22 protein-coding genes are annotated in these 24,450 nt (G+C 75.1%); 14 read left to right on the top strand and 8 right to left on the bottom strand.

Annotation, left to right across the window (positions count from 1 at the left end; all coding sequences use genetic code 11):
- Positions 1–319: 319 nt before the first annotated feature.
- From ACI2LW_RS23850 to ACI2LW_RS23835, 4 genes are all read right to left on the bottom strand, one after another.
- Positions 320–2,710, bottom strand: coding sequence for an ATP-binding cassette domain-containing protein (locus ACI2LW_RS23850; RefSeq protein ID WP_404733253.1), 2,391 nt, complete (start codon positions 2,708–2,710; stop codon positions 320–322).
- A gap of 466 nt (positions 2,711–3,176) precedes the next feature.
- A complete protein-coding gene (locus ACI2LW_RS23845) occupies positions 3,177–4,334 on the bottom strand; it encodes a CapA family protein (protein WP_404733252.1) in 1,158 nt (385 codons plus the stop codon).
- A gap of 9 nt (positions 4,335–4,343) precedes the next feature.
- The gene (locus ACI2LW_RS23840; RefSeq protein ID WP_404733251.1) at positions 4,344–4,931 is read right to left on the bottom strand and encodes a TetR/AcrR family transcriptional regulator; all 588 of its coding nucleotides are present in this window, start codon (positions 4,929–4,931) and stop codon (positions 4,344–4,346) included.
- 10 nt (positions 4,932–4,941) lie between these two features.
- The gene (locus ACI2LW_RS23835) at positions 4,942–5,523 is read right to left on the bottom strand and encodes a sugar O-acetyltransferase (RefSeq protein ID WP_404733250.1); all 582 of its coding nucleotides are present in this window, start codon (positions 5,521–5,523) and stop codon (positions 4,942–4,944) included.
- 143 nt (positions 5,524–5,666) lie between these two features.
- On the opposite strand from ACI2LW_RS23835, the gene ACI2LW_RS23830 reads away from it, so the two are divergent.
- The 6 genes from ACI2LW_RS23830 (at position 5,667) to ACI2LW_RS23805 (ending at position 10,726) form a co-directional block, all read left to right on the top strand.
- Positions 5,667–6,020 carry a DUF6400 family protein gene (locus ACI2LW_RS23830; RefSeq protein ID WP_404733249.1) on the top strand — a complete coding sequence of 118 codons (354 nt, stop codon included), beginning with the start codon at positions 5,667–5,669 and terminating at the stop codon, positions 6,018–6,020.
- Positions 6,007–6,240, top strand: coding sequence for a hypothetical protein (locus tag ACI2LW_RS23825; protein ID WP_404733248.1), 234 nt, complete (start codon positions 6,007–6,009; stop codon positions 6,238–6,240). The genes ACI2LW_RS23830 and ACI2LW_RS23825 overlap by 14 nt, the downstream gene beginning before the upstream one ends.
- A gap of 258 nt (positions 6,241–6,498) precedes the next feature.
- On the top strand, positions 6,499–8,160 hold the full coding sequence (locus tag ACI2LW_RS23820; RefSeq protein ID WP_404733247.1) for a protein kinase: 1,662 nt from the start codon (positions 6,499–6,501) through the stop codon (positions 8,158–8,160).
- Positions 8,157–8,903, top strand: coding sequence for a hypothetical protein (locus ACI2LW_RS23815; protein ID WP_404733246.1), 747 nt, complete (start codon positions 8,157–8,159; stop codon positions 8,901–8,903). The genes ACI2LW_RS23820 and ACI2LW_RS23815 overlap by 4 nt, the downstream gene beginning before the upstream one ends.
- Before the next feature lie 170 nt (positions 8,904–9,073).
- Positions 9,074–9,817, top strand: a complete 744-nt coding sequence (locus ACI2LW_RS23810) for a hypothetical protein (protein ID WP_404733245.1) — start codon at positions 9,074–9,076, stop codon at positions 9,815–9,817.
- Between the two features lie 162 nt (positions 9,818–9,979).
- Positions 9,980–10,726: a class F sortase gene (locus ACI2LW_RS23805; protein WP_404733244.1), complete on the top strand. Its 747-nt coding sequence runs from the start codon at positions 9,980–9,982 to the stop codon at positions 10,724–10,726.
- A gap of 4 nt (positions 10,727–10,730) precedes the next feature.
- Here ACI2LW_RS23805 and ACI2LW_RS23800 read toward each other — a convergent pair whose 3' ends face one another.
- The 3 genes from ACI2LW_RS23800 to ACI2LW_RS23790 form a co-directional block, all read right to left on the bottom strand.
- The gene (locus tag ACI2LW_RS23800; protein ID WP_404733243.1) at positions 10,731–11,228 is read right to left on the bottom strand and encodes a peptidoglycan-binding protein; all 498 of its coding nucleotides are present in this window, start codon (positions 11,226–11,228) and stop codon (positions 10,731–10,733) included.
- Between the two features lie 1,449 nt (positions 11,229–12,677).
- Entirely contained in the window at positions 12,678–13,397 is a 720-nt protein-coding gene (locus ACI2LW_RS23795; protein WP_404733242.1) for a TetR/AcrR family transcriptional regulator, read from the bottom strand.
- On the bottom strand, positions 13,394–14,689 hold the full coding sequence (locus ACI2LW_RS23790) for a PucR family transcriptional regulator (protein WP_404733241.1): 1,296 nt from the start codon (positions 14,687–14,689) through the stop codon (positions 13,394–13,396). The genes ACI2LW_RS23795 and ACI2LW_RS23790 overlap by 4 nt, the downstream gene beginning before the upstream one ends.
- A 188-nt stretch (positions 14,690–14,877) precedes the next feature.
- Between ACI2LW_RS23790 and ACI2LW_RS23785 the strand changes: the two genes are divergently transcribed.
- Genes ACI2LW_RS23785 through ACI2LW_RS23765 form a run of 5 tightly spaced genes read left to right on the top strand, consistent with a single transcriptional unit; the run spans position 14,878 to position 19,906 of the window.
- The gene (locus ACI2LW_RS23785) at positions 14,878–15,636 is read left to right on the top strand and encodes an ABC transporter ATP-binding protein (RefSeq protein WP_404733240.1); all 759 of its coding nucleotides are present in this window, start codon (positions 14,878–14,880) and stop codon (positions 15,634–15,636) included.
- Positions 15,633–16,439: an ABC transporter ATP-binding protein gene (locus tag ACI2LW_RS23780; RefSeq protein WP_404733239.1), complete on the top strand. Its 807-nt coding sequence runs from the start codon at positions 15,633–15,635 to the stop codon at positions 16,437–16,439. Before ACI2LW_RS23785 ends, ACI2LW_RS23780 begins: the two co-directional genes overlap by 4 nt.
- Before the next feature lie 5 nt (positions 16,440–16,444).
- Entirely contained in the window at positions 16,445–17,326 is an 882-nt protein-coding gene (locus ACI2LW_RS23775) for a branched-chain amino acid ABC transporter permease (RefSeq protein ID WP_404733238.1), read from the top strand.
- Complete coding sequence (locus ACI2LW_RS23770) at positions 17,323–18,633, top strand: branched-chain amino acid ABC transporter permease (RefSeq protein WP_404733237.1); 1,311 nt, start codon at positions 17,323–17,325, stop codon at positions 18,631–18,633. Before ACI2LW_RS23775 ends, ACI2LW_RS23770 begins: the two co-directional genes overlap by 4 nt.
- A gap of 4 nt (positions 18,634–18,637) precedes the next feature.
- Positions 18,638–19,906 (top strand): ABC transporter substrate-binding protein, encoded by a 1,269-nt coding sequence (locus ACI2LW_RS23765; protein ID WP_404733236.1) that lies wholly within the window; start codon positions 18,638–18,640, stop codon positions 19,904–19,906.
- A 31-nt stretch (positions 19,907–19,937) separates the two neighbouring features.
- On the opposite strand, the gene ACI2LW_RS23760 is transcribed toward ACI2LW_RS23765, so the two are convergent.
- A complete protein-coding gene (locus ACI2LW_RS23760) occupies positions 19,938–20,144 on the bottom strand; it encodes a hypothetical protein (RefSeq protein WP_404733235.1) in 207 nt (68 codons plus the stop codon).
- Positions 20,145–20,398: 254 nt separating this feature from the next.
- On the opposite strand from ACI2LW_RS23760, the gene ACI2LW_RS23755 reads away from it, so the two are divergent.
- From ACI2LW_RS23755 to ACI2LW_RS23745, 3 genes are all read left to right on the top strand, one after another.
- Entirely contained in the window at positions 20,399–21,844 is a 1,446-nt protein-coding gene (locus tag ACI2LW_RS23755) for a gluconokinase, GntK/IdnK-type (protein ID WP_404733234.1), read from the top strand.
- Positions 21,845–21,979: 135 nt separating this feature from the next.
- The gene (gene manD / locus ACI2LW_RS23750) at positions 21,980–23,224 is read left to right on the top strand and encodes a D-mannonate dehydratase ManD (protein WP_404733233.1); all 1,245 of its coding nucleotides are present in this window, start codon (positions 21,980–21,982) and stop codon (positions 23,222–23,224) included.
- Positions 23,225–23,604: 380 nt separating this feature from the next.
- Positions 23,605–24,267 carry a DUF1275 family protein gene (locus tag ACI2LW_RS23745; protein ID WP_404733232.1) on the top strand — a complete coding sequence of 221 codons (663 nt, stop codon included), beginning with the start codon at positions 23,605–23,607 and terminating at the stop codon, positions 24,265–24,267.
- Positions 24,268–24,450 lie beyond the last annotated feature (183 nt).

Genomic DNA, 24,450 nt, shown 5'->3' with positions numbered 1-24,450 from the left:
CCGCCGCCCGGCCGCCCCGACCAGCGCAGGCGGCCGGTGCGGGCGCGGCGCCGCGGTCGACGCGGGGCCGCCGGGGAGTGCCGCGCCGGGTGCCGCCGTACGGGCCGCCGGGCGCGCTCCGGCTGGGAAGCGCCGACGGCTCGCGCGGGGTGCCGGCGGCGGGTTCCGGCGGGTGTCGATGTACGCGCCGCCGCCCCGGCTCGCCGGCCGGGGCGCCCGTGCGGGTGCCCCCGGCCGGCCACGCCCGGTGCGCACCCCCGCAAGCGGCCCGGTGCCGGGCGCGGGCGCCGGAGCGTGCCGGGCGGCGGCGCCGGGCGGGTCAGGCGCCGACGTAGGCGGCGAGGTGCTCGCCGGTGAGGGTGGACCGGGCGGCGACCAGGTCGGCCGGGGTGCCCTCGAAGACGATCCGGCCGCCGTCGTGACCCGCGCCGGGGCCGAGGTCGATGATCCAGTCGGCGTGGGCCATGACCGCCTGGTGGTGCTCGACGACGATGACCGACTTCCCGGAGTCGACCAGCCGGTCGAGCAGGCCGAGCAACTGCTGGACGTCGGCGAGGTGCAGGCCGGCGGTCGGCTCGTCCAGGACGTAGACGCCGCCCTTGTCCGCCATGTGCGTGGCCAGCTTCAGCCGCTGCCGCTCGCCGCCGGACAGCGTGGTCAGCGGCTGGCCGAGGGTGAGGTAGCCGAGCCCCACGTCGGCGAGCCGGCGCAGGATCGCGTGCGCGGCCGGCGTACGCGCCTCACCCGCGCCGAAGAACTCGTCCGCCTCGGTCACCGGCATCGCCAGCACCTCGCTGATGTCCCGGCCGCCGAGGCGGTACTCCAGCACCGACGCGTCGAACCGCCTGCCCTCGCACTCCTCGCAGGTGGTGGCGACCCCCGCCATCATCGCCAGGTCGGTGTAGACGACGCCGGCGCCGTTGCAACTGGGGCAGGCGCCCTCGGAGTTGGCGCTGAACAGGGCCGGCTTGACGCCGTTGGCCCTGGCGAACGCCTTGCGGATCGGTTCCAGCAGCCCGGTGTAGGTGGCCGGGTTGCTGCGCCGGGAGCCGCGGATGGCGCCCTGGTCGACGCGGACCACCCCCGCGCCGGCCGGGATCGACCCGTGCACGAGCGAGCTCTTGCCGGACCCGGCCACGCCGGTGACGACGGTCAGCACGCCCAGCGGGATGTCGACGTCGACGTCGCGCAGGTTGTGCGTGGACGCGCCGCGGATCTCCAGGACTCCGGCCGGCTTCCGCACGGACGTCTTCAGCGCGGCCCGGTCGTCGAGATGGCGTCCGGTGACGGTGCCACTGGCCCGCAGCCCCTCGACGGTGCCCTCGAAGCAGACGCTGCCGCCCGCCGTGCCGGCCCCGGGGCCGAGGTCGACCACGTGGTCGGCGATCGCGATGACCTCGGGCTTGTGCTCCACGACCAGCACCGTGTTGCCCTTGTCCCGCAGCCGCAGCAGCACGTCGTTCATCCGCTGGACGTCGTGCGGGTGCAGCCCCGTGGTGGGCTCGTCGAAGACGTAGGTGACGTCGGTGAGCGAGGAGCCGAGGTGGCGGATCATCCGGGTGCGCTGGGCCTCGCCGCCCGACAGCGTGCCGGAGGGCCGGTCCAGGGAGAGGTAGCCGAGGCCGATCCCGGTGAAGGAGTCGAGCGTCTGCTGCAGCGCGGTCAGCAGCGGTGCGACCGACTCCGCCTTCAGACCGCGGATCCACTGCGCCAGGTCGCTGATCTGCATCGCGCAGACGTCGGCGATGCTCAGCCCGTCGATCTTCGAGGACCGGGCCCCCTCGCTGAGCCGGGTCCCGCCGCAGTCGGGGCACGCGGTGAAGGTGACCGCCCGGTCCACGAAGGCCCGGATGTGCGGCTGCATCGCCTCCCGGTCCTTGGACAGCATCGACTTCCGGATCCGCGGGACCAGACCCTCGTAGGTCATGTTGATGCCCGCGATCTTCATCCTGACCGGCTCGTGGTGCAGGAAGGCGTGCAGTTCGGCCTCGGTGAAGTCGCGGATCGGCCGGCTGGGGTCGTACAGGCCGCACTCGCTGTACATCCGGTGGTTCCAGCCGCCCGGCTTGTAGCCGGGGACGGTGAGCGCGCCCTCGGCGAGCGACTTGGAGTCGTCGTACAACTGGGTGAGGTCCAGGTCCGTGACCGTGCCCCGGCCCTCGCAGCGCGGGCACATCCCCCCGGTGATGCTGAAGCTGCGCCGCTCCTTCACGGTCTTCCCGCCACGCTCCACCGTGACCGCGCCGGCGCCGCTGATGGACGGGACGTTGAAGGAGAACGCCTTGGGGGAGCCGATGTGCGGCGTGCCCAGCCGGCTGAAGAGGATGCGCAGCATCGCGTTGGCGTCGGTGGCGGTGCCGACGGTGGAGCGCGGGTCGGCGCCCATCCGCTGCTGGTCGACGATGATCGCCGTGGTCAGCCCGTCGAGCACGTCGACCTCGGGACGCGCCAGGCTCGGCATGAATCCCTGCACGAACGCGCTGTACGTCTCGTTGATCAGCCGCTGCGACTCGGCCGCGATCGTGTCGAAGACGAGCGAGCTCTTGCCGGAGCCGGAGACGCCGGTGAACACCGTCAGCCGGCGCTTGGGGATCTCGACGCTGACGTCCTTGAGGTTGTTCTCCCGTGCGCCGTGCACCCGGATCAGGTCGTGGCTGTCGGCGGCGTGCGGCCCGGGCGAGGGGGTGTCCGTCCTCGTGGCCATGCTCATCGTGTCTCCATCCGTCGGGATCTGCCGGCGCGGTCGCTGGCGCGGTGGCCCGCGCGGTCCGGACCGGCGGGGCCGGCCCGGACGAGTCCGGCCCCGAGGGTAACGTCCGGTTGAGCCGTCGGCGGGCGGTTGTGGTGGCGGGCCGGCACCACCGCCCGGGACGTTGCGGCCAGGGCGCCGTCATGCCGCCCGGCCGTCCGCGCGCCCGCTCAACCACCGGACGCCGCGCGCCACTTGGCACCGTGGAGCACGGCACGCGGGCGCACGGGAACGGCCACGCGGGCCGGCGCAGGGCGTGCGGGTCAGCGTAGGGGCGTGGGGGTGCGGGGGGCTTCTCGGAAACTGACCGGTCTGCCGCCGGGCCGTGTGTCGGTCCGCCGCCGGGGCCCCGTGCCGGTCCCGGGTCCGGGCCCCGTGCCGGCCGGTCACCGGGCCCCTGCCCCGGGACCCTGCCCCGGCCACCGGTTCACCCGCCCACCGGCACCGCGCGCAGCACCCCGCCGCTCCCGCCGTTCCCGCCCCGCTCACCGCGCTCACCGCGCCCAGCGGTCCCGGACGTCAGGCGCAGGCCCGTGACGAGCCGTTCCAGGGTCGACCGCAGCCAGGCGACGTCGGCCGCGCCCGCCTCCTCCAGCCGCATCCTGCGGGCCACCAGCGGCACCATGCGCAGCTCCACGAGCCGCCCGGTGTCCGTCTCCACCGAGGGGAACCAGGCCACCCGCAGATCGTCCCGGTACTCCTCGTAGCCGGTGATGCCCTCGTAGTCGTCGATGAAGTCGCCGCAGCCGTAGAGGATCAGCCGGCCGCGGTACACCTCGGCGGGGCGGGGGTGGTGCGAGGAGTGACCGTGCACCACGTCGACTCCGCCGTCGACGAGCAGACGGGCGAAGCGGACGTGCTCGCGGGGGACGTGGTACCCCCAGTTGGAACCCCAGTGGACGGACACGACCACCACGTCCCCGGGCCGCCGCAGCCGCCGGGCGCGCCGGACGACGTCGGCGGCGGCCTGGGCCGTCGGCTGGGGGAGGTGGGCCACGCCCGGCCGGTCCGCGGTGGCCGCCCAGTGCGGCGGGACGCCGCTGGAGGCCGTGCCCAGCGCGAACACCAGGACGCGTGCGCCGCCCGCCGCCGGGCACACCGCGGGGGCGTACGCCGCCTCGGCGTCGGGGCCGGCGCCCGCCGTGCGCAGACCCGCCCCGTGCAGGGAGCCGAGCGTCTCCGCCAGCCCCCGGCGGCCGAAGTCCAGCACGTGGTTGTTGGCCAGCACGCACACGTCCGGCCGGGCCGCCGTGAGGGCCGGGAGGTTGGCCGGGTGCATGCGGTAGTGGATCTCCTTGTCCGGCGCGAAGTCGTCGCAGCGCGTCACGGACGTCTCCAGGTTGACGATCCGGGCGTCCGGGGCGGCCCGCGCGAGCGCCTCCAGGGCCTCGCCCCACGGCCACGCCGCGGGGACCGGGGCGGGAATCGGGCCGTTCGCGGCCTCGGCCAGCTCCACATAGGCCCTGGCGTCCCGGACCCAGCTCTCCCGCAGCTCCGGCCGGCCGGGGTGCGCCAGGATCTGGTCGACGCCACGCCCCAGCATCACGTCGCCGCACAGGAACAGCGTCACCACGCCGCCGGCCATGCCTTCACCCTAGGCCGTGTCGCGAACGTCCCGCCCGCCCCGCGGCGCTCCGCCCGGCGGGGCGGTGATACGGGCCACGGCCTCCACGGTGAGCGCGCGGGAGTGGGGGTGCCGGGCCAGGGCGCGGTGCAGCGTCAGGCCCTCGATCAGCGCGTCCAGCTGGCGGGCCGTGTCCGGGTCGAAGTGCCGTTCCAGACGGGCCCGGCTGCGTGCCATCCACTCCTGGGTCAGCTCCCGGTAGGCCGGGCGGCGCGCGGCGAGGGTGTACAGCTCCTGGGTGAGGACCAGGTCGCGGTGGCTGCCCTCGGACAGGGCGTGGACCAGGTCGGCCACCGCCGCCCTCGCCTGCTCACGGTCGGCGGGCGCGGCCAGGTGCGCCTCGAACACGGCGACGATGTGGTCGGTGAAGCGGCGGAACGCCTCGTGCAGCAGCTCGTCGATGCCGGCGAAGTGGTAGGTCATCGACCCCAGGGGCACGCCGGCACGCGCGGCGATCTTCCGGTGGGAGACCCCCGCGACGCCCTCGTCGGCGATGAGGTCGAGCGTCGCGGCGAGGATGCGTTCGCGCCGCTGGGGATCGGTGTGTCCGGTGGCCATGGCGGCCGACTCACAGGGTGCGCACGGGCCGGGCCGGATTGCCGACCACGACGGTGTCCGGGGGTACGTCCTTCGTCACGACGGCGCCGGCGCCGACGACGGAGTTGTCGCCGATGGTGACACCGGGCAGCACGACGGCGCCTCCGCCCAGCCACACGTTGTCCCCGACCGTGATGGGGCGGGCGGCCTCCAGCTTGTCCCGGCGGGGCCCGGGCTCCAGCGGGTGGGTGGGGGTGAGCAGCTGGACATGGGGGCCGATCCGGCAGTCCTCGCCGATGGTGATCGCCGCGACGTCCAGGGCCGTCAGGCCGTAGTTCACGAAGGTGCGCGCGCCGATCGTGAGGTTGCCGCCGTAGTCGACGTACAGCGGCGGCCGGACGTGCGCCTCCTCGCCGAGGAAGCCCAGCAGCTCCGCCAGGAGGGGCCGCGCGGCCGCCGCGTCCTCGGCGTAGCCGGCCTGGTAGCGGGCGGCCAGCCGCACCGCCCGCTGCTGACGGCGGGCGATCTCCGGGTCGTCGGCGATGTAGAGGTCGCCCGCCAGCATGCGCTCCAGGTTGCTGCGGGGATCGCCCGCGAAGTGATCGGCCGTCATGCGTACGATCGTACACTCGGAGGCGTACGGTCGTACGCCCCCGCATCCACCGGCGTCCCGGCGTCCTGGCGTGGCTCTCACCTGCTGTGACATCTCCCACCCGCTCTTGCCCTGGTGGGCGGGGCGTACCTACGTTCGGACTCATGTCCTCCCATGGCCCCACCCTGCCCGGCGAACCGGACCAGCCCGCCGACGCGGGCGGCGCGAGCAACCCCGCCGACGCGGGCGGCGCGGGTGGTGCGTCCGGCCTGGGCGGGCCCGGCGCGCCCGCGCCGGTCGACTTCGCCCTCGACCTGAGCGCGCACGAGATGCTGCGGCGCACCCACGTCATGGCGGCCCTCGGCGAGACCTGGGACCCGGTCGCCGCGCTGCGCGGCGAGCAGGAGGCGTCCGACCTGCTGTACTCCGGCCTCGACCCCGAGCAGCAGCGCCTGTACGACGAACTCGTCGCCGCCGGGGTGCTCCCGCGACGCGGGGACGGCCATGCTGCCGCTTGACCCGCAGGCCGACATCGGCCGCCGCGCCTGGGTGCCCTGCCCGAACTGCGACGACCGCCGCGGCTGCGCCGTGTGCGAGCAGGGCCGCACCTGCTCCGAGCACTGGCGCTATCTGCTGTCGAACACCGGCAGCCTGCTCCACCTCCAGTGCCCGTCCTGCACCCATGTCTGGACCCACGAGACCCACTTCGGCGCCACCCGCTCCGACCGGCCCGACTGAGAGCGGGCCGCGCCCGGGAACCGGCCCGCCCGGGAGCCGGCCCGACCCGGAGCCGGCCCGACCGGGAGCCGACCCGCCGGCGCGGCCCGGTTTTCGGTGCGCGGCCCGGCTTCCGCCGAAGGCACCCGTCACCCGGCGCACGGCCCGGCACCCCCACGTGCAACCGGACCGGCCGGAAAATGTGTCTCTTCGCGCGTGGCCCGAAACCTCCCCCGGTCACCAGCCGGGGGAGAAGGAACGCGGGCACGGGGGGAACGGATGAACACCTGGGCAGTGCCGGGATACACCGAGTCGCTGGAACTCGGCTCGGGAGCGAGCGGGCGGGTCGTGCTGGCCGTCCACGAGGAGACCGGCGTCCCGGTCGCCGTGAAGTACCTCAGCGACGCGCTGCGCACGCGGGCGGGGTTCGTCGACGGCTTCCGGACGGAGGCGCGGCTGCTGGGCGGTCTGGACAGCCCGCACGTGGCGGGCCTCTACGAGTACGTCGAGTCCCCCGGCGGGGCGGCCATCGTGATGGAACTGGTCGACGGCGTCTCGCTGCGCACCCTGCTGGGCCGGCGGGGCCCGCTGGAGCCGGAGGCCGCCCTCGTGGTGCTGAAGGGCTCACTGCTGGGACTGGCGGCCGCCCACAACGTGGGCGTGGTGCACCGCGATTACAAGCCCGAGAACGTGCTCGTCATGCCGGACGGCACGTCCAAGCTCGTCGACTTCGGCATCGCGGTCGACGCCGGAACGGGCTCCGGGGTGGCCGGCACCCCCTCCTACATGGCCCCCGAGCAGTGGACCGGCGCCCCCGCCTCACCGGCCGCCGACGTGTACGCGGCCACGGCCACGTTCTTCGAATGCCTGACCGGCCACCGGCCCTACTCCGGGGACAACCTGGCCGAACTGGCGCTGCGGCACGTCGACGCGCCCGTCCCGGCCGAGGAGGTGCCGGAGCGGGTGCGGTCCCTGGTGCTGCGCGGCCTGGCCAAGTCACCGCGGCAACGCCCCGCGCACGCACGGGAGTTCGTGGCGGAACTGGAGGCGGTGGCCGGCGCCGCGTACGGCCCCGGGTGGGAGGAGCGCGGACGCCGCGGGCTGGCCGCACTCGTGGCGCTGCTGCCGCTGCTCCTGCCCTCGGCCCGCAGCGCCCCGCGGACCACGACGGACACCGCCCGGACGGTGCTCGCCGGCCGGCCGGACCCCGGCTGGGCGCGCTGGCGGCCCACCGTCCCGGGGATGCTGGTGGCCGGTGCGGCCCTGCTCCTCGCGCTCGTGCTGACGTACGGCTCCGGCCGGCCCGCGGACACCGCCCAGCCCGCCGCGCGAGCCGTCGCCACCACCAGCGCCCGCCCCGGTCTCACGCCGGCCGCGCCCGCGCGACCGCCGACGGCGCCGGCGACGTCGGCCACGCCGGCGCCGCCGGACCCCGCGACCTCCGGCCCGAGCGGCACGGCGACGGCACACCCCCCGGCGTCCGGACCCGCGGACACCCCCTCGCCGCCCGTCTCCGGCCCCGCCTCCGCCACGGCGTCCTCCGCGGAGCCGACGGCCGGCGGTACCCCCACCGCGAGCACCCCGGCGACCACCACGCCCGGAGCGCCACCGGCCCCCGCCGTCAAGGACGTCACGATCTCGTCGTTCCGCCGGACGGGCCCGTCGACGGCCACCGCCACCCTCACCGTCACCACGGACGGCACCGGACCGGTGACGGTCTCGGTGGCCTGGTACACGAGCAGCTCCAAGGGCGAGCCCGGGACCGAGGACGGCGGTGCCCAGAGCTTGTCCGTCAGCGGCGCCACCACGTACACGCTCACCGTCGACCACGGCTTCCTCGGCGCCGGCTGCTACTGGACCGTGCGGGCCACGACCGTACCGGCGGCCGCGGACGGCGGCGCGTCGCAGCAGCTTCTCGCCCGGGGGTGCGACATACGATGACCGCGCCCGACGACCGCACACCCACGGCCACCGTCAGGCTCCCGGCCGAACCCGCACCGGGACCGGACACACACGAACACGGCCCGGCGGACGAGGAGTACAGCGCCACCGTCCTCGCCAGTCACTGGATCCAGCGACCCGGGCCGGACACCGGAACACCCACGGTCCCGTCCGGGTGGCCGCAGGCCGCACCGGACGCGCGGCCCGGCCGCGCCGAGGGCACGGTCCTGCGTTTCGGCCCCGGCGTCGCCGCCGCCCTGGAACGGCGCACGGGCCCGGCCGGCCCCGCCGTGCCCGGCGCGTCCGCCACGCCCACCGTGCCCACGGTCCCGGCCCGCCGGGGCACCCGGGACGGGCGGGTGCGGCGGCATGCCCTGCCCGCCGCGGTGCTGGCCGCCGTCCTGGCGTTCCTGGCCTGGCAGCACCTGGGCCCCTCCGTGAGTGTCCGCCAAGTGGCTGCCCGTGCCGACCACGCCGTCCTGACGTGCGGTGAAACAGCCGATGTCGTGGGCGTCGTGACCACGGACGGACGACCCGGCACCCTCACCTACCGGTGGGTGCGCAGCGACGGCTCGACCTCCGGCGTGCTCCGCGAAGTGGTGACCCGGGGTCAGAAGCGCGCCGAGCTGCACCTGCTGTGGACGTTTCAGGGCACCGGCCGCTACCGGGCGAGGGCCGAGCTGCGCCTGCTGTCGCCCACCTATCGCACCGTCAGGGTGCCCCTCACCTACGACTGCCGCTGACAGGGACTCCGAGCAGGGACAATCGGCAAAGGGAGGAACGGGCCGTAGCCCGAATGCTGCTCCCCAGTGGTAGCGCGCCGCAATCCTGCCGAGTGTGATCACGTCGCTACTGCGATTCCGAGTGAGCCGGTGGTGTGCCGGCTCTCGCAGCGGCGGCGGAAGGAACACCCATGCGTATCACTCGTACTCTGTTCACGGCGGCAGCCGTCGCCACCACCGTGGCCCTCTCCGCGCCCGTCGCCGGTGCCACGCTCCTCTCCGTGCCGGGCTCCACGCAGCAGGCCGCGTTCGACGGCGGAAGCTCGCACGGCGACAAGGGGGACGACGACTCCGACGACAACGGCTACGGCGGCAAGGACGACTCGTCCAAGAAGGACGACTCCTCCAAGAAGGACGACTCCGACCACGGCTCGTCGCGCGGCGGCGACCACGGTGACAAGGGCGGGAAGGACGACGAGGGCCGCCGCCACGGCAAGCCGCACGGTGGCGTGCACGCCGGTGGCGGCGCGCTGGCCCTGCGGACCACCGACGACAGCGGCCGCGACAAGGGCGGCCGTGACGACAGCGACGACAGCGACGACAACGACGACAACGGCTCCGACCGTGGTGGCTCGAAGGGCGACGAGGGCGGCTCCGACCGCGGTGGCTCGAAGGACGACCACGGTTCCAAGGGCGACGACCACGGGTCCAAGGGCGACGACGACCACGGCTACTCCAAGGGCGACGACGACCACGGTTCCAAGGACGACGAGGGCCGTGGGCGCAAGCCGCACGGTGGCGTCCACGCCGGTGGCGGCGGTCTCGCCGACGCCGGCAACGGTCTGAGCGCCGGGGCCGCGCTGGTCCTGGGCGGTCTGGGAGCGGGCGCGTACGTGCTGCGCCGCCGCAAGGCGTCCGGCACCACGGCTGCCTGAGTCCGTTCCTCCCGTCCGGCCGCCGCTTCGCCGCGGTCCTCGTCATCCCCCGGGGGCGACGAGGACCGCGGCGGGCGGCTCCCCACCGCTTCCCACCGCTTCCCACCTCTCCCGCCTCTCCCCGCCTCCCCTGAACACCCGCCGTCCTGAAAGGCATCGCGCATGGCCTCCTCCCAGCCGCCTCAGCCGGAGCAGTCCGGGACCAAGCCCGCCACGCGGCCACGCCGGCACTCGTTGCTGTGGTCGGCGGCAGCGGTCGGGCTGGGGGTCCTGCTCATCCACCACTCCCTGTCCGGCCCGGCCGAGATCCCGCGGGCGCCGGCCGCCATCCACACGCCGGTCTCCCAGCACCCCGCGCCCACGCCCGCCCGCGCCGACGGGGCGGACGAGACCGACGGGGCCGACAAGACCGACGGGGCCGACAAGGCCGACGACAAGGCGCTGTCCCGGTCCGCGCCCATCCGTCTCTCGATCCCCGACATCGGCGTGGACGCACCGTTCACCAAGGTGTCCCTGGAGCCCTCGGGCCAGCTCGGGACGCCCCCCGTGGACAACGCCAACCTCGTCGGCTGGTTCGGCGGCGGGGTGACTCCCGGCGAGCGCGGCGCGGCGGTCGTCGTGGGGCACGTCGACACGGAGAAGGGACCCGCGGTGTTCGCGGAACTCGACTCCCTGGAGGAGGGCAGCTCCGTCGACATCACACGCTCGGACGGGGTCGTCGCGCACTTCAAGGTCGACTCGGTGCGCACCTTCAGCAAGGCGGACTTCCCCGACGACGCGGTGTACGCCGACACACCGACCCCGGAACTGCGGCTGATCACGTGCGGCGGCACCTTCAACCGCACCACCAGGAACTACGAGGCCAACGTGGTCGTGTTCGCCCACCTGGACTCCACGGGGAGCGAGTGACGTCTCACTTGGTCCGCAGCATCAGCGCGTACCGGGTGTTGTCCCCGTACACCCCCCTTTCGTCCCCGCGGATCCCGTACCGCTCCTGGAAGAGCGCCACGGCCCGCCGGACCGCCTCGTCGTAACGGCCGGTCATGGCGCCGCCCTCGTAGAGATGCGGGATCTGCAGCAGACGCACCTGCAGTTCGTACACGCCGTGGCCGCTGTCGCCCGGGCGCAGCACCCCGGTCCCGGTGACCTGGGGGAGCGGGGCGCCGCCCTGCGGCGGAAGACCGCCCGGCGGGTGGTCGGGGCTCTCCACGGGGGCGGGCGGCCGCGCGGGTGCGGCGTGTCCGTCGGGGAGCACGGCGCAGCCGAGGACGAACCCGCCGAGCGCGCTCAGCCCGAGGACGCCGGCGAGCCGCGCGCGGCGCCGGCCGGCGCCGCCGAACTCTGAGCCGGCTCCGTCCCCCGTGTCGTCCACCGCCCCGGCGGCCGGCGTGCCCTCGGGCCCCGCGGTCACCGGTCCCCGTACCGGCAGGGGCGGGACGACGGGCCGCCGGCCGGGCACGGGCGGCACGGACCGCGCCCCTGGTGCGGCCGGCTCCGCCCGTGCGGGTCGCGCGGCCGAGCCGGGCCGCTCCGCCGGCCGCGCGTACGCCGTGGTGCCTGCTCCCCTTGCCGGACGGGGGTGCTCCACCGGACCTGAGGGTGCCGCAGGTGCGCGGAGTTCCGCCGGACTTGACCAGTCCGTCGCCGGGCGGGAGCGTCCGGTCCCACCCGAGGGTGCGGCGGGTCCTGAGTGCCCCGCCGGACGCGCATACGCTGTCGTACCCGAGCCCATCGCCAGGCCCCCGGAGCGCTCCGGTGATTCCACGCGTGCCGGAAGCCCTGAGCCCACCACCGGACCGGCGAGCCCCGCCGGGTCCGAGCGTCCCGCCGACCCGGAGTGCCCGGCGGGGTCCGAAAGTTCCGCCGGTCCGGAATGCACCGCTGGGTCCGAGTGTCCCGCCGGTCCGGAGCGCACCGCTGGGTCCGAGTGCTCCGCCGGGTCGGGGCGTCCCGCTGGTCCGTAGTACCCCGCCGGGTCTGAGCGTCCCGCCGGTCCGGAGTGCCCGGCGGGGTCCGAGTGTCCCGCCGGCCCGTAGTACCCCGCGGGGTCCGGGCGCACCGCCGGCCCGGAGTTCCCGGCGGGGTCCGAGTGTCCCGCCGGTCCGGAATGCACCGCTGGGTCCGGGCGTCCCGCCGGTCCGGAGCGCACCGCTGGGTCTGAGCGTCCCGCCGGGTCGGGGCGTCCCGCCGGTCCGTAATACCCCGCGGGGCCCGAGCGTCCCGCCGGTCCGGAGCGCACCGCTGGGTCCGAGTGCTCCGCCGGGTCGGGGCGTCCCGCTGGTCCGTAGTACCCCGCCGGATCTGAGCGTCCCACCGGCCCGGAGTTCCCGGCGGGGTCCGAGAGTCCCGCCGGTCCGGAGCGCACCGCTGGGTCTGAGTGCCCGGCGGGGTCCGAGTGTCCCGTCGGTCCGGAGCGCACCGCTGGGACCGAGTACCCCGCCGGGTCTGAGCGTCCCACCGGCCCGGAGTTCCCGGCGGGGTCCGAGAGTCCCGCCGGTCCGTAGTACCCCGCGGGGTCCGGGCGTCCCGCCGGCCCGGAGCGCACCGCCGGGGCCGGGGCCGTCGTGGTGCTCGACCGCTCCGCCGGACGTGCGTGGTCCGCCGGCCAGGCGTGGAGGTCGGCGCGGGCCGCCTCCAGCGCGTCCAGGAGTTGGCGGAAGGAGTCCCGGACGCCCTGGACGGGGTCGCCCTCGGGGGTCGTGCGGGACCGCCCGGGACCGGTGTCGTCGCGTTCCATCGGCACTCCTCCGCGGCCCGCCCGCGCCGCCGGGCGCTGGGGGAGGGAAGGACGCCGCGGCGGGGGCGGGCACGGGCCGCCGCGCCTGCCCGTGAAGCGATACGCAGCCGGCGCGGCCTCGTCTCAATCCGCGGCCGGGTACGGCCCCTCGCCGGCGCCCTCCGCCGGGCCGGCACCGTTCCCGGGCGGGGCCGACAGATGGACGAGGATGCCGCACACCTCGTCCACGACCTCCCGGGCCTCCTTCTCGTCCTCGCTGTCGCCGAGTTCACGCGCCGCGCCGCCGATGACGGTGGTCAGCACCCGCACCCGCACCCGCCCGGCGCGCCGTCGCTCGTCCACCTCCAGCAGGCGGGCGTTGCGCCGCACCCACGCGCGGTCCCACTGCCGGCGCAGCGCGTCGAATCCGGCCGGGGCGTCGTCCTGGGCGAAGAGCCGGGCGTGCCGCCGGTGCGCCCACGCGCCCTCGAGGTACGCCCTGGCCCCGGCCACGAAGAGACCGATGGGGTCGGTCACGCCACGGCCGCGCGCGGCGGCCACGGTGGCCGCGGTCCGGCGCTCCTGCTCCTCCCGGAACTCCTCCCACAGCGTGAGGTAGAGCCCCCGCTTCCCGCCGTAGTGCTGGAAGAGGCTGCCCACCGGGATGCCGGAGCGCGCGGCGACCTCGGTGAGGCTCGCGTCGGTGTAGCCGCGCTCGGCGAACACCTCCAGCGCGGCGTCCAGCAGGACGCGCCGGACGGAACGGTCCGCCCCGGCGTGCCCCTCCGGCGTGTCCCAGGTGCCCGGCGCGTCGGCGGGCCGGCGCGCCGTCCCGGCCCCGGCGGGCTCCGCGTTGCCGCTCACCGATCATCCCCACCTTCCCGGGCGCCGTCGCGCAGGGCGAGGGCGACCAGCAGTTCCAGGAGGTCGGCGATCCGGCGCGGATTGCGGCCGGAACGCTCCTCGATCCGGCGCAACCGGTAGTGCGCCGTGTTGTGGTGCACCCGCAGCCGGTCGGCCGCGAGCCGCAGATTCAGGTCGGCCTCCGCGAAGGCCCGGATGGTGGCCGCCAGGGTGTCCCCGCGCCTGCGGTCCTCCTCCAGCAGCGCGCGCACCCGGGGATCGACCAGCCGGCGGGCCAGTTCGTCGGCGCGCAGCGCCAGGTAGTCGAAGGGGGACAGCCGCGGCAGCGCCGCCACCCCGCCCCCGCGCGGCACCAGGTCGAGGGCGGCCCGCGCCTCCCGGTAGGCGCGCGGCAGTTCGGACGCGCCGTGGGCGACGGTGCTGATGCCCATGGCGAGCATGGTGCCCTCCCGGGCCAGCCGCCGCTGCAGCGCCGCGAAGTGGGTGCAGATGTCCTCGTCGTTCATGCCGGCGCGGACCACCGGCACGGCGACCACCTCACCGTGCCGCACCACGACCAGGGTCCGGCCCGCCCAGGGCCCGGCCACGCTGATCGACGCGCCGGCGGCGTACCCCTGCTCGGCCAGGGCGCGGTCCCCGGTGCGGCTGTCGCCGACGCACACCGCCACCACCGCCATCATGGGCGAGCGCGGGCCGATGCCGTACGCCTGCGCCGCCGCGAGCAGCGAGGGCTGCGTCGGCGCCGCCCCGGCCAGCAACTGGTCCAGCAGGTCGCGCCGCTCCCGGTCGGCGTCGGCCACCACGTGCTGCTGGTACTCCACGTACGCCTGCGCGGCGTGGGTGCTGGAGTAGTCGACGTACCGCATCAGCGGGGTGACGAGGGACAACGCCGCCTGCTGCGCCCGCGGCGCGGAGCCCGCGCACTCCAGCAGCGTGTCCCACAGCACCTGCCGGCCGATGCGGAAGGCGCTGATCCAGTCCTCCAGCGCGAACCCGGCCCGCGCCCGGCGCATCGCCGCGGCCCGGCTGAACATCAGGTCCTCGGGGGCGATGTCCCGGCCGCCGGCCAGCGCCGCCAGCTGGATGCGGTAGTGCTCGAGTACCTGGTCGCGCACGTCCGCGAAGAACCGCTCGTCCTGCAGCGCGTACGAGGGGATCTCCGCGCGCATCACCGCCACCGCGGTCTCCGCGACCTCCTCCACCCGGTCGTGGACGGCGCGCAGGATCCGCTGCCGCTCCTCGTGCAGCGGCTCGGCGGGTCGGGGGGCGCCCAGGGCGGGACCGCGAGGCATGGCGCCGATCGTCGCGGCAGGGTTCGTGCTCCGTCAACAGGGCCGGCGGGGGCGGTTCGCGGCGGCCTGTGCGCGGCGCACAGGTTCGCGGCGCGGAAGTTGGGTGCCCGCACCCAATGTGCGGCCGGAACGCCGCCACCTACTGTGACGCTCGCCCACCCCCCAGCACCTCGGAAGGGGCGTCACTCATGCTCACGGTCGACGGTATCACCGTGCGTTTCGGCGGGATCACGGCACTGGACGGTGTCGGGTTCACCGTCGAGCCGGGCAGCGCCGTGGGGCTCATCGGGCCGAACGGAGCCGGCAAGACCACCTTGTTCAACTGCCTCACCCGGCGGTGCACCCCCGACGGCGGACGGGTGCGGTTCGAGGGCGAGGACCTGCTCGCCCTGCCGCCGCACGCCGTGGCCGGGCGCGGGATCGCCCGCACCTTCCAGAACCTCGGCCTGTTCCCGGGGCTCACGGTCCGGGAGAACGTGATGGTCGGCGCGCACAGCCGGGGGCGCACCGGGCACCTCGCCGCCGCGCTGCGGCTGCCCCGCGTGCGGCGGGAGGAGCGGGAACTGCGCGACCAGGCCGACGACCTGCTGCGCCGGCTCGGTCTGGACGCCGTCGCCGACCGCCCCGCCTCCGGGCTGCCGTTCGGCACGCTCAAACGCGTCGAACTCGCCCGGGCGCTCGCGGTGCGGCCCCGGCTGCTCCTGCTGGACGAGCCCGTCAACGGGCTCAGCCACGGCGAGGTCGCCCACTTCGCGGACCTGGTCCGGTCGGTGCGCCGGGACTTCGACCTGACGCTCGTGGTGGTCGAACACCACATGGGCTTCGTGATGGGCCTGTGCGACAAGATCGTGTGCCTCGACTTCGGCCGCCGGATCGCCGAGGGCCCGCCGGCCCTGGTCCAGCGCGACCCGGCCGTCGTGGAGGCGTATCTGGGGGTGCCGGCGTGAACGGGACCACCACCGGCGGCGACGGGCGGGGGACGGCCGCGGAGCCCGGCTTCCTCGACGTCCGTGACCTGCACGCCGGATACGGCCAGGCACGGGTGCTCCACGGGATCGACCTCACGGTGGCCCGCGGCGAGGTGTGCGCGATCCTCGGACCCAACGGCGCGGGCAAGACCACGACCCTGCGGGCGCTGTGCGGCATGGTCCGCGGCCGGGGCTCGGTCACCCTGGACGGCACCCAGCTGCTGGGACGCCGGCCGGAACAGGCCGCCCGGCTGGGCGTGGCCCATGTGCCCGAGGGCCGGGGCACCTTCAACGACCTGACCGTCGAGGAGAACCTGCGCGTCGGCGCCCACCCGCGCACCGGCCCGCTGCGCCGGGGCCGGGCCGGCCGGGCGGCCCTGGCGGCCGAACTGGACCGGATCTACGGCTACTTCCCCGTCCTGCGCCGCCGGCAGCGCCAGGCCGCCGGCAGCCTCAGCGGCGGGGAGCAGCAGATGCTCGCGATCGGCCGGGCGCTGATGTCGCGGCCCGCCCTGCTGCTCCTGGACGAGCCGTCCCTCGGGCTCGCGCCGCTGGTGACCCGCGAGCTGTTCGAGATCGTCCGTGCCGTCAACGAGGAGGAACGCACCACTGTGATCGTCGTCGAGCAGAACGCCCGGCTCGCGCTGGACGTCGCGCACCAGGCGCACGTACTGGAGGCCGGCCGCCTGGTGCTGTCCGGGCCGGCCGCACGGATCCGCGAGGACGCGCAGGTCGCCGAGGTGTACCTCGGCATCACCGCCGCCTCCGCGAAGGCGGGGTGAGCGGGGTGACCGATCTCCTCCAGCAGGTGGTGGAGGGGCTGGGCGCCGGCGCGGTGTACGCCAGTCTCGCCCTTGCCCTGGTCCTCATCCACCGGTTCACCGGGATCGTCAACTTCGCACAGGGCGAGCTGGCGATGCTCTCGACGTACGTCGCCTGGCAGCTGATGGCGTCCGGAATGGCGTTCTGGCTGGCGCTGCCGGTCACCCTCGCGGTGTCCTTCGCCGGCGGCATGCTGATCGAGCGGATCGTCATCCGTCCGGTGCGGGGCGCGCCCGAGCTGACCCTGGTCATCGTCACGGTCGGCCTGTTCATCCTCGTCAACGCGCTGGCCGGGCTGATCTGGTCGTTCACCGTGAAGGACTTCCCGCGGCCGTTCCCGGACGGCGGGCCGGACCTGGCCGGGGTGCGCGTGGACTGGTCGACGCTGGGCGTCATCGGGGTCGTCGCCGTCGTGATGGGCCTGCTCTACCTGCTGTTCCAGCACACCTCCGCCGGGCTGGTGATGCGGGCGGTCGCCGGCAACCCCGCTTCCGCACGGCTGTCGGGCATCCGCGTGGACCGGGTGCTGATGCTCGGCTGGGGGCTGGCCGCCACGGTCGGCGCCGTGTCCGGCGTGCTCGTCGCGCCGCTGCTGTTCCTGGAGCCCAACATGATGGGCGGGGTGCTGATCTACGCGTTCGCCGCGGCCACCCTGGGCGGCTTCGACAGCCCGGTCGGCGCGGTCGCCGGCGGACTGTTCGTGGGCGTCGCCGAAACCCTGACCGGGGCGTACGTCGACGTGGTCGGCGAGGACCTGAAGGTGGGCGTACCCCTGGCGATCATCCTCGGGGTGCTGCTGGTCAGGCCGCAGGGCCTGTTCGGACGGGCGGCGGTGGAACGCGCATGAACACGATCGTCGCGGTACTCGGCACCCCCCGGGCCCGGCGGCTGCGGGCGGCGCTCGGCGCGCTGCTCGCGGCGGCGGCCGCCGGATACGTGCCGTTCTACTTCGCCCCGTTCCAGGTGTTCCAGCTGACCATGGTGCTGCTGTACGCGGTGGCGCTGGCCGGGCTGAACCTGCTCGTCGGGTTCGGCGGGCAGATCTCGCTGGGGCACGGTGCGTTCCTGGCCGCCGGAGCGTACACGACGGCGGTCATGCTCGACCGGTACGGCACCGGCCACCTGGCCACCCTGCCGGTCGCGGCCGCGGGCTGCTTCCTCCTCGGGCTCGCCTTCGGGGTGCCCGCCCTGCGGCTGCGCGGACTGTATCTGGCGCTGGTCACACTGTCGTTCGCGGTGTTCCTGCCGCCGCTGCTCAAACGGCTCCAGTCGCTGACCGGCGGCTCCATGGGCCTGACGGTGGACAAACCGCGGCCGCCCGCCTGGAGCGGGCTGGCGGAGGACCAGTGGACGTACTTCGTCGTCCTCGCCGTCACCGCCGTGGCCCTGCTGCTCGCCCGCAACCTGCTGCACTCACGGACCGGCCGGGCCCTGCGGGCGGTGCGGGACAACGAGAGCGCCGCGGAGGTCATGGGTGTGCGGCTGTCCCTGCACAAGACGCTCGCCTTCGCCTGGAGCGCGATGTTCGCGGGGGTGGCCGGCTGCCTCTACACGTGGGTGATCGGGTTCGTCTCGCCCGACTCCTTCGGCTTCGTGCTGTCCATCACGCTGCTGGCCGGCCTGGTGGTCGGGGGACTGGGCTCGCTGTACGGGCCGCTGCTGGGCGCGGCGTTCGTGATGTACGTGCCGAGCGTGTCCCAGGACCTCAGCGACGCGGCGCCCGGTGTGGTGTTCGGCCTGCTGATCATCGTGGTGATGTTCGTGGCCCCGACGGGACTGGCCGGGCTGCCGGGCCGCCTGCGGGCCGCCGCCCGCCGCGCGTCGCGCACCGCGCCTGAGCCGGCGCCGGGGACCGTCCCGGATCCCGCGCCGGGGCCCGTCCCGGATCCGCTGCCGGGGCCCGTCCTGGAGCCTGCCCCGGAGCCCGTGCCCGCCTCCGCCCCACCGCTCGCACCCGCGGACCCGCAGGCCCCGGACGGGACCCCCGACGGGACCCTGGACGGGACCCCGGACCCGTCCGCGGACCGGCCCGCGTGCGAGTCCGACGACCGGCCCGCGGAGGAGTCCCCCCGCCGGCCCGCCGACCCGCCGGCACCCCGACCCGCCGACGCCGGCGAACCCGTGGGCGTACCGCCCCGCACGGAAAGGGATTGAACCCATGCGCAAGTCCACCGCCGCACGGGCGGCCGCCGCCGCTGCCGCCGCCCTGCTCACCGCCACCGCCTGCGCCGGCCAGCGCGGCGACGACGACGGCGCGTCCGCCGCCGGCGGCGACTGCCGGACCACCGGAGTCACCGGCACCACGATCAAGCTGGGCGGGATCTACCCGCTGTCCGGACCGGCCTCCGCCTACGGCACCATCAGCCAGGGCGTGTCGGCCTACTTCCACCACGTCAACGACAAGGGCGGCATCCGCGGCCGCAAGGTGGAGTTCGTCGTCCGTGACGACGGCTACCAGCCGCCCAAGGCGGTGGAGGAGGCGCGCAGACTCGTCGAGCAGGAGAAGGTGTTCGCCGTGTTCCAGACCCTGGGCACCCCTTCCACCGCGGCGGTGCGGGACTACCTGAACAAGCGGCAGGTGCCCCAGCCCTTCGTCGCCACGGGCGCCTCCGTCTGGGGCACGGACGACCAGCACCCCTGGACGATCGGCTGGCAGCCCAACTACGTGGCCGAGGCACGGGTGTACGCCAAGTACCTCAGGGACGCGCGGCCCAGGGCGAGGGTCGCGGTCCTGTACCAGAACGACGACTTCGGCAAGGACCTGCTCGGCGGGTTCCGCAAGGCCGTCGCCGGCAGCGGCGTCGAGGTGGTCGCCACGCAGAGCTACGAGGTCACCGACCCCTCGGTCTCGGCGCAGATGACGAGCCTCGCCCGGTCCCGGGCGGACGTGCTGCTGGACGTCACCACGCCCAAGTTCGCCAGCCAGGCCCTCGCCGCCGACGCCCGGAACACCGCCTGGAACCCGCTGCACATCGTCAACAACGTGGCCTCGTCCGCCGCGGTGCTGAAGCCGGTCGGCTTCCGCAACGTCCAGGGCGTGGTCTCCGCGACGTACTTCAAGGACCCCGCCGACCGGCAGTGGGCCGGCGACCCCGAGATCAGGACCTACAAGGAGGCCCTGCACAAGTACGAGCCCTCCGCCGACCCGGACAACCAGTTCAACGCCTACGGCTGGGCCGTCGCCTCCAGCCTGCACAAGGCCCTGGACACCATGAAGTGCCCCACCAGGGAAGGGCTCCGCGACGCGGTGCGCCACCTGAGGGACGTGAAGGTGGGCCTGCTGCTGCCCGGGGTCACCCTGTCCACGGGCCCGGGCGACGCCTTCCCCATCGAGACGATGCGGCTGATGCGCTTCAAGGGCGAACGCTGGCAGCTCTTCGGCGACCCGGTCGACACCCGCAAGGAGTTCGGCCCGCTGACCAAGTGAGGCGGTGCGCACCGGGACGCCGCGGCGGCCCTCACACGAGGAGGGGCAGGCTCACCAGGGTCGCCCCGCTCGCGCCGAGGGCCGCCAGGAGACAGGCGGGCCAGTCCCCCGACCGGGCGTACGTCAGCAGGCCCGCCAGCAGCCCCGCCACCACCGCGGCCAGCAGGATGAGCGCCCAGCGCAGAGACAGCCGTTCCGGCGGACCGCCGGTGGGCGAGGTGGGTTCGGGTTCGGGCATGGGGCTCTCCTGCGGCTCGGTCAGAACGGGAAGGCACCAGCGGAATCGGTCGAATGACGTCGAATGACTGACCAACGTAGCCATCCGAGACGCATCAGAAAAGGCTTCTGATGCGCCATGAGCCCCCGATTGGGCGCACGGGCGCGGACGCGCCGGGTCACGCGCTCCGCCGCGCGCCCTCGATGCCCCCCGCGCTTCCACCGCCGCCGCGCGGACCGGTGACCACAGGAACGCCGTGACATAGCGTTCAGGGCATGACTGGTCCCGAGTTCGACCCGCCGGCCGGCACCGAGAACGCGTCACCGGGCTCCACCGCGCAGGTGGTGGAACGACTGGGCTGCCAGATCGTGGAGGGCGTCAAACCCCGCGACCGGCACCTGACGGTGGACGCCGTCATGCACGAGTTCGGCATCACCCGTCCCATGGCCCGCGAGGCACTGCAGACGCTGCACCTCAAGGGGCTGGTCAACCTCCAGGCCCGGGTCGGGGCCACCGTGCTGCCGCTGGAGCGGTGGGACCTGCTGGACCCCGATGTGATCGCCTGGCGCCTGGAGGTGGCACCGGACAGCCAGATGCGGTCGCTGACCGAGCTGCGCGAGGTGATCGAGCCCCGGGCGGCCCGGCTGGCCGCGCTCGGCCGGTCCGCGGAGATCTGCCACGACCTCACCGGCCACGCCCGCACCCTGCTCGCCCTCAGCCGCGACCCGCACTTCGCGCGTCCCGAGGAGGGAGCCGCCGTCCGGCAGCGCTTCCGGGACGTCGACGCCGCCTTCCACCGCACCCTGCTCAGGGGGTCGCGCAACGAGCTGTTCCTGCACCTGGCCGACCCGGCCGTCATGGCGCTCAACCACCGCATCGACCGGGACTGGGCGGGCCGGCACCGGGAGGCCACGGTCAGGCCGGTGCGGGCCGTCGTCGGCGCCGGCGCCGTGCAGAGCTACCCCACCCGCCCCGAACCCATCGCCATGTGGCTGCACATGGGGCTCGCGCACGCCGTCGACCAGGGGCTGCCCATGGCCGCGGAGGCCTTCTCCGAGGCCCTCCTCGCCGAGATCCGCAGCGGACGGCTGCACGACCGCGGCGTGCGCGACAAGCTGCGGGCGGGGCTGGCCCAGTTCGACGCCAACGGCCTGCCGGCCGCGCACCGGGACGGCTTCCGCGAGGCCATGGCCGCGGTGGTGCGCGCCCGGCGTGCCCCCGTCGTCGTCATGGGCGTCAGCGGATGCGGCAAGACGACCGTGGGGGAGTACCTGGCGGAGTCGCTCGGGGCGCCCTTCGAGGAGGGGGACGACCACCACCCCGCACAGAACCTGGCGTCACTGAGAAGCGGCATCCGGCTCGACGACCGCAGCCGCAGCCCCTGGCTCGCCGCCCTGGCGGGCCGCATCCGGGCGGCAGGCCCGGAGGAGGGGCTCGTACTCGCGTGCTCCGCCCTGCGCCGCGTCTACCGAGAGCTGCTGCGCGTGGCCGATCCCGACACGTTCTTCGTGCACCTGGTGGTGGACCGGGAGGAGGCCGACGCCCGCGTGGCGGGCCGGGCGGCGCACTTCATGCCCGCCTCCCTGGTGTCCTCGCAGTTCGAGGACCTGGAGCCGCTGGACGAGGACGAGGCCGGGATGAGCGTCGACGGCACCCTGCCGCCCGAGCGGATCGTCGCCGAGGTCCAGACCGAGCTGGCCCGCCGCGCCCGCACCCGCTGAGCTCCGCGTCCCGCCGGCGCGGACCCGCTGTCGCCGCCGGATCGCCGACCGGCGGAGCGGCGGGCCGGCGGCCGAGGCGAACGGCGGCCGGGCCGGCCCACCGAGTGAACCGACCGAGAAGAGGGGGAAACCACCATGCGGATCGTGTCCGCCGAGGTGATCGTCACCAGCCCGGGACGGAACTTCGTCACCCTGCGCATCACCACCGAGGACGGCGTCACCGGCCTCGGCGACGCCACGCTCAACGGCCGTGAACTGGCCGTCCAGGCCTACCTCGACTCCCACGTCGTGCCCCTGCTCGCCGGGCGCGACGCCTCCCGCATCGAGGACACCTGGCAGTACCTGTACCGCGGCGCGTACTGGCGGCGCGGCCCGGTGACCATGGCGGCCGTGGCAGCCGTGGACACGGCCCTGTGGGACATCAAGGCCAAGTACGCCGGGATGCCGCTGTACCAGCTGCTGGGCGGCGCCTCCCGCACCGGCGCCCTGGCCTACGGGCACGCCTCCGGCCGTGACGTGCCGGAACTGCTCGACTCCGTGCGCGAGCACCTCGAGCTGGGCTACCGGGCCATACGCGTCCAGACGGGCGTGCCCGGCCTGGACTCCGTGTACGGCGTCGCCGCCTCCGGCGCGGGCGGCGGGGACCGCTACGACTACGAGCCGGCGCGCCGCGCCGCCACCGGCGGCCCGCCCCGGCCTGCCATGGAGACCTGGGACACACGCGCCTATCTGCGCCATCTGCCCTCCGTCTTCGAGGCCGTACGGGCGGAGTTCGGCCCCGGGCTGCCGCTGCTGCACGACGGGCACCACCGGATGACGCCCATCGAGGCGGCACGTCTGGGCAAGGCGCTGGAGCCGTACGACCTGTTCTGGCTGGAGGACGCCACACCGGGGGAGGACCAGTCGGCGCTGCGCCTGATCCGGCACCACACGACGACACCCCTGGCCATCGGCGAGGTCTTCAACTCGGTGCACGACTACACCACGCTGCTCGGCGAGCGCCTGATCGACTACGTGCGCTCCGCGGTCACCCACGCCGGCGGTGTCACCGCGATGAGGAAGCTGCTGGACCTCGCGGCCGTGTACGGCGTCAGGTCGGGCATGCACGGTCCGACCGACATCTCCCCGGTGGGCATGGCCGCCGCGCTCCATCTGGACCTGGCCGTCCACAACTTCGGCATCCAGGAGTACATGCCCCACTCCGACCGCACGCTGGAGGTCTTCCGCACCTCCTACCGTTTCGACGACGGCCTCCTTCACCCGTCCGACACACCGGGCCTGGGCGTCGAACTCGACACCGGGGCGGCCCGCCGCTTCCCCTACCAGCCCGCCTACCTGCCGGTGAACAGGCTGCGGGACGGCACCGTGCACGACTGGTAGCGGCCCCCCGAGCGGTGGCAGGCCCCGTGCGTACCGCCCTAGAGTTTGCGGGAGCACTGCCCGTACACCGGCCGGCGCGTGCGAACCGCCGCTGTGCGGGCTCCGTGCGAGGGCCGAGCGCGGGCACCCGAACGGAGGGAAGGGGTGACCGAGTTGCCCGGCAGACCGGCCGGCTTCGCCAAAGGCACCGGCGTGCTCCGCCCCGCGCCCCCGCGGAACCTCCCGGAGGACCACCCCGGCGCGCCCACGCCGAGCACGCCGAGCACGCCGAGCACGCCGAGCACGCCGAGCACGCCGAGCACGACGGCTCCACGGGCGTGACGCACGGCGAACCGTCCCGCCCAGCGGTCCGCCGGCCGGCGAGACCGGTGGCCGCGCAGATGCTGATGACCGCGGCCGCCGGCGCCGTCGACGCCGTCAGCTATCTGATGTGGGGCGGCGTCTTCACCAGCGTGATGACGGCCAACTCCGCGCTGCTCGGGGTCGGTCTGGGCCAGCAGCGGCCGGCGCTCGCGGCCCTCGCCGCCATGGCGATCGCCGCCTACCTCCTCGGCGTCGCGGCCGGGAGCGGGCTCGCCGCCGCCCGCCGCCCCCGGTGGGCGGCCGGCATCACGGGGCCACTGACCGTGGAGTGCCTGGCCCTGTGGGGTGTCGCGGCGTCCTGGCTGGCGACGGACGGCGCGCCGGGCACGGCCGTGCGCACCGCCCTGCAGGCGGTCGCCGCCTGGACCATGGGCTGCCAGAGCGGCGCCGTCCGTGTCGTCCTGGGCAGCAGGGTGACGACGGCCTACATGACCGGGGCCATGACGGGCGTCGTCGTCGATCTGACGGTCAACAGGCGGCTGCAACGCCGTACCACGGTGGTCCTGCTGCTGCTGGTGGCCGGTGCGCTGGCGGCCGGCGCGGCGGCGCGGTGGGTGCCGGTCGCGGCTCCCGCCCTGCCCGCCGCGCTGATCACGGCCGCGCTCGCGACGACGGCCGCACGATCACCGGCCGGTGCGGACGGGCGGGACGGGGCGCGAGGGCGGCGACCGGGGCGCTGAGCACCCCGCCGTGCGGCCGCCCGGGTCTGCGACCCCCGCCGTCGCTGCCTCCGGCACCACCGCCGGCAACGGCACGACGCCGGCGGCCCGGCGGCCCGGCGGACCCGGCCGCGTGCCGGGTGGGCTTCGGGGGTGCCGAGGAAGTTGCGCGCCGAGCGGCTGGGCCGCGTACCGAGCGGCGGC

Origin of the sequence: Streptomyces sp. NPDC004065 (genome assembly GCF_044903565.1) — a bacterium.
Lineage (GTDB): Bacteria > Actinomycetota > Actinomycetes > Streptomycetales > Streptomycetaceae > Streptomyces.
Note: the sequence above shows the minus strand (reverse complement) of the source record. Positions and strands in the feature narration are given on the sequence as shown.

Coding starts and splice junctions, on each gene's coding strand:
- ACI2LW_RS23820 (WP_404733247.1), top strand. CDS start 6,499: ATGAACACCTGGGCAGTGCCGGGATACACCGAGTCGCTGGAACTCGGC.
- ACI2LW_RS23790 (WP_404733241.1), bottom strand. CDS start 14,689: ATGCCTCGCGGTCCCGCCCTGGGCGCCCCCCGACCCGCCGAGCCGCTG.
- ACI2LW_RS23770 (WP_404733237.1), top strand. CDS start 17,323: ATGAACACGATCGTCGCGGTACTCGGCACCCCCCGGGCCCGGCGGCTG.
- ACI2LW_RS23810 (WP_404733245.1), top strand. CDS start 9,074: ATGCGTATCACTCGTACTCTGTTCACGGCGGCAGCCGTCGCCACCACC.
- ACI2LW_RS23815 (WP_404733246.1), top strand. CDS start 8,157: ATGACCGCGCCCGACGACCGCACACCCACGGCCACCGTCAGGCTCCCG.
- ACI2LW_RS23825 (WP_404733248.1), top strand. CDS start 6,007: ATGCTGCCGCTTGACCCGCAGGCCGACATCGGCCGCCGCGCCTGGGTG.
- ACI2LW_RS23745 (WP_404733232.1), top strand. CDS start 23,605: ATGCTGATGACCGCGGCCGCCGGCGCCGTCGACGCCGTCAGCTATCTG.
- ACI2LW_RS23835 (WP_404733250.1), bottom strand. CDS start 5,523: ATGACGGCCGATCACTTCGCGGGCGATCCCCGCAGCAACCTGGAGCGC.
- manD (WP_404733233.1), top strand. CDS start 21,980: ATGCGGATCGTGTCCGCCGAGGTGATCGTCACCAGCCCGGGACGGAAC.
- ACI2LW_RS23785 (WP_404733240.1), top strand. CDS start 14,878: ATGCTCACGGTCGACGGTATCACCGTGCGTTTCGGCGGGATCACGGCA.
- ACI2LW_RS23765 (WP_404733236.1), top strand. CDS start 18,638: ATGCGCAAGTCCACCGCCGCACGGGCGGCCGCCGCCGCTGCCGCCGCC.
- ACI2LW_RS23850 (WP_404733253.1), bottom strand. CDS start 2,710: ATGAGCATGGCCACGAGGACGGACACCCCCTCGCCCGGGCCGCACGCC.
- ACI2LW_RS23755 (WP_404733234.1), top strand. CDS start 20,399: ATGACTGGTCCCGAGTTCGACCCGCCGGCCGGCACCGAGAACGCGTCA.
- ACI2LW_RS23805 (WP_404733244.1), top strand. CDS start 9,980: ATGGCCTCCTCCCAGCCGCCTCAGCCGGAGCAGTCCGGGACCAAGCCC.
- ACI2LW_RS23840 (WP_404733251.1), bottom strand. CDS start 4,931: ATGGCCACCGGACACACCGATCCCCAGCGGCGCGAACGCATCCTCGCC.
- ACI2LW_RS23760 (WP_404733235.1), bottom strand. CDS start 20,144: ATGCCCGAACCCGAACCCACCTCGCCCACCGGCGGTCCGCCGGAACGG.
- ACI2LW_RS23845 (WP_404733252.1), bottom strand. CDS start 4,334: ATGGCCGGCGGCGTGGTGACGCTGTTCCTGTGCGGCGACGTGATGCTG.
- ACI2LW_RS23830 (WP_404733249.1), top strand. CDS start 5,667: ATGTCCTCCCATGGCCCCACCCTGCCCGGCGAACCGGACCAGCCCGCC.